Origin of the sequence: Cellulomonas aerilata, from assembly GCF_007991755.1 — a bacterium.
GTDB lineage: Bacteria > Actinomycetota > Actinomycetes > Actinomycetales > Cellulomonadaceae > Pengzhenrongella > Pengzhenrongella aerilata.
Genome location: NZ_BJYY01000001.1, coordinates 207,183 through 220,444 on the forward strand (window position 1 = coordinate 207,183; position 13,262 = coordinate 220,444).

Here is a 13,262-nt window from a genome sequence, read left to right on the forward strand (position 1 = left end):
GCGTGCGTCAGCGGCGTCCGCCCGGGCGACGCGTCAGGTGCGCACCAGCGGGTGCAGACCCTCCGAGCGGGCGACGGCGCCGTCGTCGCCGCAGATCTCCAGCCAGTTCGCCAGCAGCCGGTGTCCGCCCTCCGTCAGCACCGACTCCGGGTGGAACTGGACGCCGTGCAGCGGCAGCGTGCGGTGCTGCAGCCCCATGATGATGCCGTTCGCCGTGCTGGCGGTCACCTCGAGCTCGTCCCCGACGGTGCCGTCGACCACGGCCAGGGAGTGGTACCGCGTGGCGGTGAAGGGGGTCGGCAGACCGGCCAGCACACCCTCGCCGTGGTGCTCCACGAGGCTGGTCTTGCCGTGCATGAGCTCCGTCGCGTGCGTCACGGTGCCGCCGAACACCTCGCCGAGCGCCTGGTGCCCCAGGCACACGCCGAGCATCGGCGTTCCCTGCTCCGCGCAGTCGCGGATGACGTCCATGCTCGCGCCGGCGTCGGCCGGTGTGCCCGGCCCCGGGGAGATCAGCACGCCGTCGTAGCCCACGCGGTCGGCGCGGGCGGGCACGGCGTCGTTGCGGACGACGTCGGTCTCGGCACCGAGCTGGTGGAGGTAGCCGACGATCGTGTAGACGAACGAGTCGTAGTTGTCGATCACCAGGATGCGTGTCACGGCTCATCTCCTACGGTCGTGTCGTTGAACGGCATGAGCGGCGCGACCGCCGGGTACACGGTCGTGAAGCACAGGACCGCGACCCCGAGCGCCGCCACCAGCAGGACCATCGCGCGCACCCACCCCGGTCCGGGCAGGTGCCGCCAGAGCCACGCGTACATCAGGCGCCCCCCACGAGCTCAACCGGCGCCGGACCCGACGTGGGCGCCCAGTAGTCCAGGGCCAGGTGCACGACGTACCGCTCCCGCGCGGAGAACATCGGGTGGCACGTCGTCATGGTCATGGTCCGCTGGGTCGGCTGGGCCTGCGGGTCCACCGGGTCGGGCGCGACGACGCTCACGTCGGACGGGTCGACCACGCGCGTCGAGGTGACCCGGTACACGTACCAGGTGTCCTGCGTCCGCACGACGACGGGGTCGCCGGCGACGAGCTCCTCGACCCGGTTGAACGGCTTGCCGTACGTCGTGCGGTGCGCCGCCACCGAGAAGTTGCCGACGGCACCGGGCATGGCGGTCCCCGGGTAGTGCCCGACGCCGAGCGGGTCCAGCACCGTCTCGCGGTCGACGCCCTGGCTGATCGGCCGCTCCGGCTCACCGGCCCAGCGGGGGACGACCATGGTCGCGAAGGTCGTGGCGTGCTCCGGCTCGGCCGGGACCGGCGGCTCGCCGGTCTCCCGGGCGGCGACCGTGGGTGCGGCGGGCGCCGAGGCAGGCGCCGCGACGGGTGCCGGCTCCCAGCCCAGGCGCTCGACGGCCTGCGCCTGCGCGCGGTCGCCCTCGACGTCGGTCCACCACAGCTGCCACACGATGAACCCGCCGAGCAGGACGCCCGCGGTGATCATCAGCTCGCCGACCACACCCACGACGCCGAGCAGCAGGTCGTGCGCGCGCCCGTGCCGGGCGGGCGCGAGCGCCCCCGTGCCGGTCCCCTGCGCGGTCGCCGTCACCGGTCCCCACCCGTCCCGGCACCCGTCGCGGCCGCGGACGCGTCGACGTCGCCGGCTCCGGGGAACACCGCGACGCCGTCCGGCACGCGGGCGTGGGTGAGCTCGCCCCCCGTCTCGGCGGCCGGCAGCCTCAGGGCGGTCTCGGACGTCGTCGACCACCCGAGCCCCACGGCGTCCACCCAGTCCAGGTACCCCTGGATGTCCGGGGACGCCGTCAGCGCCGATCGCAGCGCGTCGGGGTCGCCGACCGCCCGCACGACGTAGGGCGGGGAGTAGACCCGGCCGCCGAGCGACAGCACGTTGCCCACGCAGCGGAACGCGGTGGTCGCGGTCACGCGCTGGTCCTGCAGCGCCATCGCCTCCGCGCCCCCGGCCCACAGCGCGTTGATCACCGCCTGCAGGTCCTGCTGGTGCACGACGAAGTAGTCGGGCGGGTAGTCCTCGCGGTGCGGCCCGTCGGCGGGCGCGTCGGTCAGCTGCACCGTCAGCCCGGGCCCGGTCACGGCGGCCCGGCCCGCGGCGAGAGCGGTCAGCACCGCCGCCTCGGGGTCGCCGACGTCGATGGCGTCCGTCTGCTCCTGCGTGAGGTCCTCGACGTTGGCGCGCAACTCCTCCACCCGGGCCGCGAGGGTCCCGACCCGGGACGACTCGGCCTCGGCCAGCTCGCCCAGGTTCTGCGGGTGGCGCTCCTGCGCGGAGCTCGCCAGCCGGGCGTTGGCGGTGAACATGAGCCCCGCGAGCGCGAGGACGAGCCCGACCGAGACGGTGCCGCGCAGGGCGTGTCGCCGGGCATGCCGACGCGCCTGGTGCTGTCGGTCGTTCACGCACGCTCCCCTGCCGGTCGTCGGGCACTACGCTACTTCACGAGGGCGGAGCCATGACGCCCGCCGATCCTCCCGAAGGAGCAAGCCGACGTGCCCGAGTCGAGGTCGCGGAAGAAGACCGCGTACATCCCCCCGCCCGGCCAGGCGGCTGCCCCCAAGGTGAACCCGCGCTGGCTCGTGCCCGTGATGCTCGGCCTGATGGTGCTCGGCCTGCTGTGGATCGTCGCCACCTACCTGCTCAACGCCGAGTACCCGGTGCCGGGCATCGGCCAGTGGAACCTGCTCATCGGGTTCGCCCTCATCATCGCCGGGTTCGCGCTCACCACGCGCTGGCACTGAGGCCCGCTGGCCCGCTGGTCGGGCGCGACGGGCCGGGCGAGCCTCCGTCCGAGGTCGGCCGGCCCAGCCGGCTCCGTGCACAGCGGTGGACCGCGCTGTGGATAACTACACGGGTGTAATTCCACAGCTGTGAGCAAACCTGGGGACGCCGGACGAGACGGCGCCGCGGTGCCTCACACCAGTGCGTACTTCGCGGCGGCGAGCACCACGAGGACGACCACCGCTCCGACGGTCGCCGTCACGCCGAGGACCTCGCGGCGGGGTCGGGGCGCATAGGCGTAGGCCGCCCCGAGGGCGAGCCCGGTGAGCAGGCCACCCAGGTGCGCCTGCCAGGCGATGCCGGGGACGAGGAAGCCGATGACGCTGTTCAGCGCGAGGAACACCAGGATCTGCCGGGCGTCCCGGCCCAGACGCCGCAGCACCACGAGCACCGCGCCGAACAGCCCGAACACCGCCCCGGACGCACCGACGACCGGAGTCAGCCAGCCGCCCGGGAGCGTCGGCGCCGCGAGCAGGGTCACGCCGACCTGGCCGCCGACGGCTGCGAGCAGATACAGGGCGACGTACCGCCAGCGGCCCAGGGTCTGCTCCAGGTACGGCCCGACGAGCCACAGCGCGTACATGTTGAACAGGATGTGCAGGAAGCCCCGGGGGGAGTGCAGGAAGGCGGCCGTGACGAACCGCCACGGCTGGACCTCCCCCGCAGCCGGCCAGAACGCCCACTGCCCGGTCCACCCGGGCAGGGCCCGCTGCAGCAGGAAGCTCGCGGCGCACAGCCCGATGATCGTCAGCGTGACGACGGGGCGGCCGCCACGGACCCGCCCGCCCAGCGCCGTGCGCACCGTGGGCGTCGCCCGCGCGGCCTCGCGGACGCAGTCGACGCACTGCACGCCGACCGCCGCGGGTCGCTGGCACTCCGGGCACGCCGGGCGCCCGCAGCGCTGGCAGCGGACGTAGGAGACGCGGTCGGGGTGGCGCGGGCACACCGGTGGCTGCTCGGTCGGGGTCGCCCCCGCGGGGAACTGTGTCGACATGGGTGCGGGGGCGACGCCGGGTGGCGCTCAGTCCTCGATCGTGACCGAGCTCAGGACGATGTCCTCGACCGGGCGGTCACCCGGACGCGTGGTCGCCGAGGCGATGGCGTCGACGACGGCGCGGCTGTCGTCGTCGGCCACCTTGCCGAAGATGGTGTGCTTGCCGGTCAGCCAGGTGGTCGGGGCGACCGAGATGAAGAACTGCGAGCCGTTCGTCCCGCCGACCTTGCCGCTGATCGGGTCGCGCCGCATGCCGGCGTTCGCCATCGCGAGCAGGTACGGCTCGGTGAAGCCGAGCTCGGGGTGGATCTCGTCGTCGAACGTGTAGCCGGGGCCACCGGTGCCGGTGCCCAGCGGGTCGCCGCACTGGATCATGAAGCCCTCGATGACCCGGTGGAACAGCACGCCGGAGTAGAGCGGGTCGTTGCGCTCGGCGCCGGTGCGCGGGTCGGTCCACGTCGTGGACCCGGTCGCCAGGCCGGTGAAGTTGGCCACCGTCTTCGGCGCGTGGTTCGGGAAGAGCTCGATCCGGATGTCGCCGGCGGTGGTGTGCAGAGTCGCGATCATGCGGCACAGTCTTTCACGGGGCGGTCGCCGGCTCTCGTGCTGGGGCCGGCGGGTCCGCGCCGGCAGGCCCCCGGCGGGTCCGACGGTGCGGGATCGCACCCACCTCGCTGACCAGCGGCATGGCCTCGTACCGGGTGGCAGAGTGGGACCCCACGACTGCACCGGGCGTCGAAACAGGGAGTGGACATGGTTCGCATCATCCGTCGTTCTGCCAGCTCGTCCGCCGTCGCGGCAGAGGCCGCCGAGGCTGCGGCCGCCGCCGCTGCCGCCGAGGCGGCCTCCGCGGCCGCGGTCGAGGCCGCCCAGGCCGCCGGCCTCAAGGCCCACGCGGCCAAGGCCGGAGCCGCGCTCGTCGGCGCCTCGGGTCTGGCCGGCCTGAGCGCGGCCCAGCTCACGGAGCAGGCGCGCTCCGCCGCGCTGGCCGCCCGCACCGCCGCCAACGAGGCGGCCGTGCACGCCCGCACCGCTGCCGAGCAGGCCCGCACCTGGGGGACGCCGCACGTCGAGCACGCGGTCGCCTGGGCGGTGCCGAAGCTCGAGAGCGCGTGGCGCGAGAGCGTCCGGGCTGCCGCCCCGCAGGTGGAGCGGGTTGCGGGCCGGGCGACGCCCGCGATCGACGTCGCGCACGACAAGATCGTCGACGAGTTCCTGCCCCGCGTGGTCGCGCTCGTCAACGAGGCGGCCGAGCGGGCCACCGGTGTGACGAAGGCGAGCGAGGCCGCGGCGGCCGCCGCCGCAGCCGCGGCGGAGAAGAAGGGCCGGGGGTCCCGTGCGCTGTGGTTCCTCGCCATCGCGGGCGCCGGCGTCGGGGGCTACGCCGCCTGGCGGCGCAGCCGTCCGGCCACCGACCCGTGGGCCGACCCGTGGGAGCCCGCCAGCGCGACGCCGGGGTCCAGCGCCGACGCCAAGCCGCACGACCGTGCCGGCGACGCGGCGGACGCCGTCGGCGAGGCCGCCGGCTCCAGCCTGGCGAAGTCGCGCGAGGCCGCCCGCAAGGCCGCCGAGCGCGTGGCCGACGTCCGCGGGGACCTGACCGAGAAGGTCACCGAGGCCCGCGAGGCCGCCGCGAAGCTCGCGGCTCGTCGCCGGGCCGGCACCGACACCTCGGACGAGACGTCGACCGGTGCGTCCGGCGAGTCCGTCGTCGTCGCCCCGGCGTCCGCGCCGGGCGCGGGCGACTCCGTCCTGGGCACCACCGACACGCTGGGCACGTCCGACGCGCTCGGCACCACGGACCCGCTGGGCACGACCGACACGACCGACACGGTCGGCACCGGCACCGGCACCGAGGACTCGCCGAGCCAGGGCTCGAAGAACTCCGCCGGCCAGTGGGGCTCGGGTCAGTCCACGACCGAGTCCTGACCTCCCCGGCCTCGCCACGCAGGGCCCCGGCCGCCTCGGCGGTCGGGGCCCTGCGTCGTCGTGGGCCCCAGAGGCCGGCGGCGCCGCGACCACGACGCAGGCGCTACGTCGCGACGGTCCCCGCGCGACGCAGCAGCGCGACGGCGCGACGGTCGTCCTGCACCCGGACGTCGGTGAGCTCCAGACCGGCGGCCGCCAGGTCGTCCCGGAGCCCCTCGACCTGCTCCCGACCCCGCGCCTGCAGCAGCACGACCCCGCCGGGCAGCAGGTGGGCACCCGCGACCGCGAGGCACCGGCGCAGCAGATCGAGGCCCTCGGGACCGCCGTCGATCGCGTGGTCGGGGTCGTCCGGCCACTCGTCGACCTCGTCCTGCGGCAGGTAGGGCGGGTCCGCGAGGACGAGCGCGAACCGCTCGTCCGGTGTCAGCGCGTCCCCCAGGTCTCCGCACCGCACCTGCACGGGCGTGGCGATCCGGTTGCTCGCGGCGTTGGCACGGGCCAGGTCGCAGGCGTGGGCGTCGAGGTCCACCTGCACGAGCGGGCGCCCGGTGAGGACGGCCGCGGCCTGGCCGATGTGGCCGGCACCCGAGCACAGCTCCAGCACGGGCCCGGGCGGCAGCGCGGGTGCGAGCTCGGCGGCCCAGGACGCCTGGAGCAGGGTCCACAGGCGCGGGCGGAGCACCCGGTCGTCGAAGGTCACGACGAGCGGGCCGAAGTCCATGCTCCCGCGGGGCAGGTCAGCGGTCTGGTCGGGCACGGCGGACATCCTCCCCCGCCGTCGCTCACGACGCCGCCCCAGTCGGTCGAGCAGGCCGGGGGACGACGGCGGGCCGACCTGGTCGCCGGGGAGGCTCCGTAACCCGTGAGGATTCTGGCTGGCGGTGAGGTGCGATCATCCCGGGGCCGGTGGTGGAGGCTGTTCGATACAGTCCGAGCCATGAGGCGATCCGACGGCACGCTCCGCACGCTGCCGACCCTGGTCCTCGCCGTCCTCGTCAACATCGCGCTCGACGTCGCCTTCGACCTGCCGATGCTGGTGCGCTGGAGCATCGCGCTGATCGTGGTCCTCGTCCCCGTCGCACTGATCGAGGCCCACCGCCGACGCGCCGGCGCGGACCGGACCTCGGCCCCGGTCGCGGGACGCGAGTCGTAACCGGTCGGGGAAGTGAGACGGAGAAGGCCCTCCCGCGATGTGGGAAGGGCCTTCGACCTGTGGTGGAGCCAAGGGGACTCGAACCCCTAACCCCCTGCTTGCAAAGCAGGTGCGCTACCAATTGCGCCATGGCCCCGGTGACCGCTGCGGACGCCGGCCCGCCGGTCGATCACTCGACGGTGTCGGTGATCTCCGCCCACAGGTCCCGGTCCGCGCGGTCCTCGCTGACCCGGCGCCACGCCAGGTAGCCACCTGCCGCGGTGAGCATGAGGAGCAGGACCTTCTTCATCGGACCCCCAGGGAGCGGGAGTGGGCCTTACAGGACTTGAACCTGTGACCTCTTCCTTATCAGGGAAGCGCTCTAACCGCCTGAGCTAAAGGCCCGCACTCGCGACCGGGTCGTCCCCGGGCGCCGGACGAGACTACCCCAGCCGGGCCGCCCGTCCCAATCCGCCGATCACTCGTCGGTGAGCGTCACGTTCACGCCGCCGACGAGGGCCGCGGTGATGTTGTAGAGGAAGGCCCCGATGGTCGACAGCGCGGTCAGCAGGACGACGTCGACGACCGCGACCACCATCGCACCGGACACCACGCGGCTGAGGTCGAGGAACTGGAGCACGTCGATGGGCGACTCCTGCCCGACGATCTCGGTGATCATGTCGTTGATCGTGGTGAAGACCGCGAGGCTGTCGAGGGCGAACCACACGACCACCGCGGCGACCACGATCATGATGCCGATCGCGAAGGACAGAAGGAACGACAGCTTCATCACGGACCACGGGTCGACCCGGGAGAGGTTGAGCCGGACGCGACGGGGACCGGAGTCACGGGCCGGCGCCGGTGCGGTCTGGCCGGTGCGGGCCGAGGCGGTGCGCGGGGCGGTGTCGGTGGCGGCGATGGTCGGGTCCCCTTCGGTCTGCGAGGCACGCGGCACCCTGCCGGCACCGCTGGTCGTGCCCTGCGCACCGGTCGCCGGGTCGGCGCCCGACGGTCCCGACGACGCGTTGATGGCCGCAGCGGTCGCGCCGCGGACGACCCGCCGGACCGCGCCGGCCGCTGCGCCTCCCGCGGCAGCGGCGCGGGCCCGGGACCCGGCCATGACCGACTCCTCTCGGCCCGGCTCCGGGCTCGTCCCGGCCTCGGCGGCACGCGCGGCCTCGGCGCCCACCGTCTCGGGGGTCGTCACCCTGGCGCCGGCCGCAGGAGCGGCGAACTGGCCGGGTGCTCCGCCTGCGGGCGCACCGACGGACGGTCCCGCCGGCGGGCGCGGCGGTCGTCCCTGCGGCGGGATCGACGGGGGTACCGGCTGCTCGGTGCTCATTCGTCGTCGCCCTCGCTCACCACGGTCGTCTCGTCGGGCACGCCGTCCTGGTCCGCGGCGTCGTCGTCCAGCCTGTCGGCCGGCCTGTCGTCCGGCTCGGCGTCGTCCACGACGGGGGCCTCGTCGACCACCGCCGCGTCGTCGGTCACCACCTGGGGCACGTCGTCGCCGAGGGTCTCCCCGGCCGGCTCGGCATGCAGGCCGCCGTCCACGCTAGCGGCCTCCTCCACCTGACGTTCGATGTTCCGCGCCACGGCGATGATCCGGTCGCCCCGGTCGGGCTTGGCGAACGTGACGCCCTGGGTGTTGCGGCCGGTGACGTTCACCTCCGCCACGGCGGAGCGCACGATCTTCCCGCGCTCCATGATGACCAGCACCTCGTCGTCCTCGTCGGTGATGAGCGCCCCGACCAGGTCGCCACGGGCCTCGACCAGGTTGGCCACCTTGATGCCCAGGCCCCCGCGGCCCTGGACGCGGTACTCGTCGATGTCGGTGCGCTTGGCGAACCCGCCCTCGGTGACCACGAACAGCTGGGCCCCCGGACGCACCACGTCCATGGCCAGCAGCTCGTCGTCGGTGCGGAACTTCATCCCGGTGACGCCGGACGTCGCACGCCCCAGCGGCCGCATCGCCTCGTCGCTCGCGGTGAAGCGGATCGACTGGCCCTTGCGCGACACCAGGATGAGGTCGTGGCTCGGGTCGACCAGCCGCGCCGAGACCAGCTCGTCGGCCTGCCCCTCGGCGTCCTCGCGCAGGTTGATCGCGATGACCCCGCCCGACCGGTTCGAGTCGTACTCGGTCAGGCGGGTCTTCTTGACCAGCCCACGGCGGGTGGCGAGCACCAGGTACTCGGCCTGCTCGTAGTCGCGCAGGTCCAGGACCTGGGCGATCCGCTCCCCGGGCTGGAACGCCATGAGGTTCGCGACGTGCTGGCCCTTGGCGTCGCGGCCGCCCTCGGGCAGCTCGTAGCCCTTGGCCCGGTACACCCGGCCGTAGTTGGTGAAGAACAGCAGCCAGTGGTGGGTCGTCGTGACGAAGAAGTGGTCGACGATGTCGTCCTCGCGCAGCTGCGCCCCGCGCACGCCCTTGCCGCCGCGCCGCTGCGCGCGGTACGCGTCGGTCCGGGTGCGCTTGACGTAGCCGCCGCGCGTGATCGTCACCACGACCTCCTCCTCCGCGATGAGGTCCTCCATGGAGACCTCCCCGTCGAAGGGCAGGATGGTGGTGCGGCGCTCGTCGCCGTACCGGGCCACCATCTCGTCGAGCTCGTCGCCGACGATCGCTCGCTGCCGGCTCTCGTCGCGGAGGATGTCCTGGAGGTCGGCGATCTGGCGCTCGAGCTCCTGGAACAGGTCGAGGATGCGCTGGCGCTCCAGGGCCGCGAGCCGGCGCAGCTGCAGGTTGAGGATCGCGGTCGCCTGGATCTCGTCCACCCCGAGCAGCGCCATCAGGCCGTCGCGGGCCTCCTCCACCGTGGGGGTGCGGCGGATGAGGGCGATGACCTCGTCCAGCGCGTCGAGCGCCTTGAGGTACCCGCGCTGGATGTGCGCGCGCTCCTCGGCCTCGCGCAGCCGGAACCGGCTCCGCCGGACGATGACGTCGAGCTGGTGGGACACCCAGTGCCGGACGAACGCGTCGATGCTCAGCGTGCGCGGCACGTCGTCGACCAGCGCTAGCATGTTCGCGGAAAAGTTCTCCTGCAGCTGGGTGTTCTTGTAAAGGTTGTTGAGCACGACCTTCGCGACGGCGTCGCGCTTGAGCACGATGACCAGGCGCTGGCCGGTGCGGCCGGAGGTCTCGTCGCGGATGTCCGCGATGCCTTGCATGCGGCCCTCCTTGACGAGGTCCGCGATCTTGGTGGCGAGGTTGTCCGGGTTGACCTGGAACGGCAGCTCGGTGATGACCAGGCAGATGCGTCCCTGGATCTCCTCGACGTTCACGACCGCACGCATCGTGATGGAGCCGCGACCGGTCCGGTACGCCTCCTCGATGCCGCGGTGGCCGAGGATCTGCGCGCCGGTCGGGAAGTCCGGCCCCTTGATCCGCTCGAGCAGCGCGTCGAGGAGCTCGTCCTTGGACGCCTCGGGGTGCTGCAGGTGCCAGCGCACGCCCTCGGCGACCTCGCGCAGGTTGTGCGGCGGGATGTTGGTGGCCATGCCGACGGCGATGCCGGCGCTGCCGTTGACGAGCAGGTTCGGGAACCGCGACGGCAGGACTGCGGGCTCCTGCGTCCGGCCGTCGTAGTTGTCCCGGAAGTCGACCGTCTCCTGGTCGATGTCCCGAACCATCTCCATGGCGATCGGGGCCATGCGGCACTCGGTGTACCGGGGCGCCGCGGCGGGGTCGTTCCCGGGCGAGCCGAAGTTGCCCTGCCCGGCGACCAGCGGGTACCGCAGGGACCAGTCCTGCACGAGGCGCACGAGCGCGTCGTAGATGGACGTGTCGCCGTGCGGGTGGAACTTGCCCATGACGTCGCCGACGACGCGCGAGCACTTGGAGTACGCGCGGTCCGGGCGGTAGCCGCCGTCGAACATCGCGTACAGCACGCGGCGGTGCACCGGCTTCAGGCCGTCCCGGACGTCGGGCAGCGCACGCCCGACGATGACGCTCATCGCGTAGTCGAGGTACGACCGCTGCATCTCCAGCTGGAGGTCCACCTGGTCGATGCGCCCGTGCGCGAGCACGTCGTGGAACGCGCCGTCGGCCTGCCCGTCGCCGCCCTGAGCGACGCGGGGGCCGCCCGCTGTGCCGTCCCCCGTGCCGGGGGGAGTCTGATCCGTCACCGTCTACCTCGTCTCGTGCCGCGGCCGTGGCCGCCTGATCCGTGCGCTGTCCTCGAGAGCTGCTCGCGTGCGGCCGGCCGGGCCCGTGCGGGGCCCGGCCGGCGGCGTCAGATGTCGAGGAACCTCACGTCCTTGGCGTTGCGCTGGATGAACGACCGGCGCGACTCCACGTCCTCGCCCATGAGGATCGCGAAGATCTCGTCCGCGGCGGCGGCCTCGTCCAGCGTGACCTGCAAGAGCGTCCGCTGCTCGGGGTCCATCGTGGTGTCCCACAGCTCGGAGTAGTCCATCTCGCCCAGGCCCTTGTAGCGCTGGATCGCGTTGTCCTTGGGGATCCGCTTGCCGGCGGCCTGCCCCGCGGCGACCACCGCGTCGCGCTCCCGGTCCGAGTAGACGTAGTCGTGGTCGGCGTTGGACCACTTGATCCGGTACAGCGGCGGCTGGGCGAGGAACACGTGCCCGTTCTCGATCAGCGGGCGCATGTACCGGAACAGCAGGGTCAGCAGCAGGGTGCAGATGTGCTGGCCGTCGACGTCGGCGTCGGCCATGAGCACGATCTTGTGGTACCGCAGCTTGGCCAGGTCGAAGTCCTCGCCGATGCCGGTGCCGAACGCCGTGATGAGCGCCTGAACCTCCTGGTTGTTCAGCGCCTTGTCCAGCCGAGCCCGCTCGACGTTGAGGATCTTGCCGCGGATGGGCAGGATCGCCTGGGTGCGGGGGTTGCGGCCACGCACGGCCGAGCCGCCGGCCGAGTCGCCCTCGACGATGAAGACCTCGCACTCCGACGGCTTGTTCGACTGGCAGTCACGCAGCTTGCCGGGCATCCCGCCGGACTCCAGCAGGCCCTTGCGCCGGGTCGCCTCGCGCGCCTTGCGCGCCGCCATGCGTGCGGCGGCGGCCTGGATGGACTTGCGGATGACGTCGCGCGCCTCGGACGGGTGGGAGTCGAGCCAGTCACCGAGCTGGTCGTTGACGACCTTCTGCACGAAGGTCTTGGCCTCGGTGTTGCCGAGCTTGGTCTTCGTCTGGCCCTCGAACTGCGGTTCGCCGAGCTTGATGGAGATGACGGCGGTCAGGCCCTCGCGGATGTCGTCCCCGGTGAGGTTCTCGTCCTTCTCCTTGATGATGTTCTTGTCCCGGGCGTACCGGTTGACCAGCGACGTCATCGCCGCGCGGAAGCCCTCCTCGTGGGTGCCGCCCTCGGTCGTGCTGATCGTGTTCGCGTACGTGTGCACCGACTCCGAGTAGGCGGAGGTCCACTGCATCGCGATCTCCACCGAGATCCGGCGGTCGGTGTCCTCGGACTCGAAGTCGATGATCTCCGGGTGGACCACCTCGACCTTCTTGGCCGAGTTCAGGTGCTTGACGTAGTCGACGAGGCCGCCGTCGTACTTGTAGCTCACCCGGCGACGGGTGGGCGCCGGGTCGTCGGTCTCCGCCGGGGTGGTCTCCGTCGCGCCGCCGGCGACCTCGTCCTCGGTGCCGGTGTGCTCGGGGCGCTCGTCCGTGAGGGAGATCCGCAGGCCCTTGTTGAGGAACGCCATCTGCTGGAAGCGCGACCGCAGCGTCTCGAAGTCGTACGTGGTGGTCTCGAACGTCTCCGCGCTGGCCCAGAACGTCACCGAGGTGCCGGTGGAGTCCGCGGGGCCGACCTCGGCGAGAGCGGCCTGGGGGACGCCGTTGCGGTAGGCCTGCTGGTAGGTGCTGCCGCCGCGGCGGACCTCGACCGCGAGCCGCTCCGAGAGCGCGTTGACGACCGAAACGCCGACGCCGTGCAGGCCGCCGGACACCGCGTACCCGCCGCCGCCGAACTTGCCGCCGGCGTGCAGGACCGTCAGCACGACCTCCACGGCCGGCTTGCCCTCGCTGGCGACGATGTCGACCGGGATGCCACGGCCGTTGTCCACCACGCGCACGCCGCCGTCGGCGAGCAGCGTGACGTCGATGGTGTCGCAGTAGCCGGCCAGCGCCTCGTCGACGGAGTTGTCGACGACCTCGTACACCAGGTGGTGGAGCCCGCGCTCGCCGGTGGAGCCGATGTACATGCCGGGCCGCTTGCGGACCGCTTCGAGACCCTCGAGGACGGTGATGTTGCTGGCGTCGTAGCCACCGTCGGGGGTCGCCGGCCCGCCGTCCGTCGGCGTCGGCGTCGGCGTGTCCAGGCTCTGTTCGGCCACTGTGGGTGGTGCTCCTCAAGGTCTCGCACGCGCCGCGACAGACCCGTCGATGGCGGATCAGTCCGGGGCGCTGGAGTTCCGGGCGCAGACGCGCCA

At 73.0% G+C, this 13,262-nt stretch carries 14 protein-coding genes and 2 tRNA genes; 3 read left to right on the top strand and 13 right to left on the bottom strand.

Features of this window, described 5'->3' with window-relative positions; translation table 11 throughout:
- Positions 1-33: 33 nt before the first annotated feature.
- Genes CAE01nite_RS00890 through CAE01nite_RS00900 form a run of 4 tightly spaced genes read right to left on the bottom strand, consistent with a single transcriptional unit; the run spans position 34 to position 2,430 of the window.
- Positions 34-660 (bottom strand): aminodeoxychorismate/anthranilate synthase component II, encoded by a 627-nt coding sequence (locus CAE01nite_RS00890; RefSeq protein WP_146898591.1) that lies wholly within the window; start codon positions 658-660, stop codon positions 34-36.
- Positions 657-821 (bottom strand): hypothetical protein, encoded by a 165-nt coding sequence (locus tag CAE01nite_RS17955; RefSeq protein WP_186816356.1) that lies wholly within the window; start codon positions 819-821, stop codon positions 657-659. The genes CAE01nite_RS00890 and CAE01nite_RS17955 overlap by 4 nt, the downstream gene beginning before the upstream one ends.
- Positions 821-1,606, bottom strand: coding sequence for a class E sortase (locus CAE01nite_RS00895; RefSeq protein WP_246130921.1), 786 nt, complete (start codon positions 1,604-1,606; stop codon positions 821-823). The genes CAE01nite_RS17955 and CAE01nite_RS00895 overlap by 1 nt, the downstream gene beginning before the upstream one ends.
- Positions 1,603-2,430 carry a DUF881 domain-containing protein gene (locus tag CAE01nite_RS00900; RefSeq protein ID WP_246130922.1) on the bottom strand — a complete coding sequence of 276 codons (828 nt, stop codon included), beginning with the start codon at positions 2,428-2,430 and terminating at the stop codon, positions 1,603-1,605. Before CAE01nite_RS00900 ends, CAE01nite_RS00895 begins: the two co-directional genes overlap by 4 nt.
- 90 nt (positions 2,431-2,520) lie before the next feature.
- Between CAE01nite_RS00900 and CAE01nite_RS00905 the strand changes: the two genes are divergently transcribed.
- Complete coding sequence (locus CAE01nite_RS00905; RefSeq protein WP_146898594.1) at positions 2,521-2,769, top strand: cell division protein CrgA; 249 nt, start codon at positions 2,521-2,523, stop codon at positions 2,767-2,769.
- A 173-nt stretch (positions 2,770-2,942) separates the two neighbouring features.
- On the opposite strand, the gene CAE01nite_RS00910 is transcribed toward CAE01nite_RS00905, so the two are convergent.
- Both CAE01nite_RS00910 and CAE01nite_RS00915 read right to left on the bottom strand, forming a co-directional pair.
- Positions 2,943-3,803, bottom strand: a complete 861-nt coding sequence (locus CAE01nite_RS00910; RefSeq protein ID WP_146898596.1) for a rhomboid family intramembrane serine protease — start codon at positions 3,801-3,803, stop codon at positions 2,943-2,945.
- A gap of 27 nt (positions 3,804-3,830) precedes the next feature.
- Entirely contained in the window at positions 3,831-4,370 is a 540-nt protein-coding gene (locus tag CAE01nite_RS00915) for a peptidylprolyl isomerase (protein ID WP_146898599.1), read from the bottom strand.
- 186 nt (positions 4,371-4,556) lie between these two features.
- On the opposite strand from CAE01nite_RS00915, the gene CAE01nite_RS00920 reads away from it, so the two are divergent.
- Positions 4,557-5,732 carry a hypothetical protein gene (locus CAE01nite_RS00920; protein WP_146898601.1) on the top strand — a complete coding sequence of 392 codons (1,176 nt, stop codon included), beginning with the start codon at positions 4,557-4,559 and terminating at the stop codon, positions 5,730-5,732.
- Between the two features lie 103 nt (positions 5,733-5,835).
- Here CAE01nite_RS00920 and CAE01nite_RS00925 read toward each other — a convergent pair whose 3' ends face one another.
- Positions 5,836-6,489, bottom strand: coding sequence for a methyltransferase (locus CAE01nite_RS00925; RefSeq protein ID WP_246130923.1), 654 nt, complete (start codon positions 6,487-6,489; stop codon positions 5,836-5,838).
- A 180-nt stretch (positions 6,490-6,669) separates the two neighbouring features.
- Here CAE01nite_RS00925 and CAE01nite_RS00930 point away from each other — a divergent pair, with 180 nt between their 5' ends.
- Positions 6,670-6,885, top strand: coding sequence for a hypothetical protein (locus CAE01nite_RS00930; protein WP_146898607.1), 216 nt, complete (start codon positions 6,670-6,672; stop codon positions 6,883-6,885).
- Positions 6,886-6,945: 60 nt separating this feature from the next.
- Here the strand turns inward: CAE01nite_RS00930 and CAE01nite_RS00935 are convergent.
- The 6 genes from CAE01nite_RS00935 to gyrB all read right to left on the bottom strand — a co-directional run bounded on the left by CAE01nite_RS00935 (position 6,946) and on the right by gyrB (position 13,151).
- Positions 6,946-7,021, bottom strand: a tRNA-Ala gene (locus CAE01nite_RS00935).
- A gap of 33 nt (positions 7,022-7,054) precedes the next feature.
- The gene (locus tag CAE01nite_RS18305; RefSeq protein WP_222595784.1) at positions 7,055-7,174 is read right to left on the bottom strand and encodes a DLW-39 family protein; all 120 of its coding nucleotides are present in this window, start codon (positions 7,172-7,174) and stop codon (positions 7,055-7,057) included.
- Between the two features lie 21 nt (positions 7,175-7,195).
- A tRNA-Ile gene (locus CAE01nite_RS00940) sits at positions 7,196-7,269 on the bottom strand.
- Positions 7,270-7,342: 73 nt separating this feature from the next.
- Positions 7,343-8,071 carry a DUF3566 domain-containing protein gene (locus CAE01nite_RS00945; RefSeq protein WP_246130924.1) on the bottom strand — a complete coding sequence of 243 codons (729 nt, stop codon included), beginning with the start codon at positions 8,069-8,071 and terminating at the stop codon, positions 7,343-7,345.
- 131 nt (positions 8,072-8,202) lie between these two features.
- Entirely contained in the window at positions 8,203-10,890 is a 2,688-nt protein-coding gene (gyrA, locus tag CAE01nite_RS00950; RefSeq protein WP_246130964.1) for a DNA gyrase subunit A, read from the bottom strand.
- Positions 10,891-11,096: 206 nt separating this feature from the next.
- Positions 11,097-13,151 carry a DNA topoisomerase (ATP-hydrolyzing) subunit B gene (gene gyrB, locus CAE01nite_RS00955; RefSeq protein WP_246130965.1) on the bottom strand — a complete coding sequence of 685 codons (2,055 nt, stop codon included), beginning with the start codon at positions 13,149-13,151 and terminating at the stop codon, positions 11,097-11,099.
- Positions 13,152-13,262: the final 111 nt, after the last annotated feature.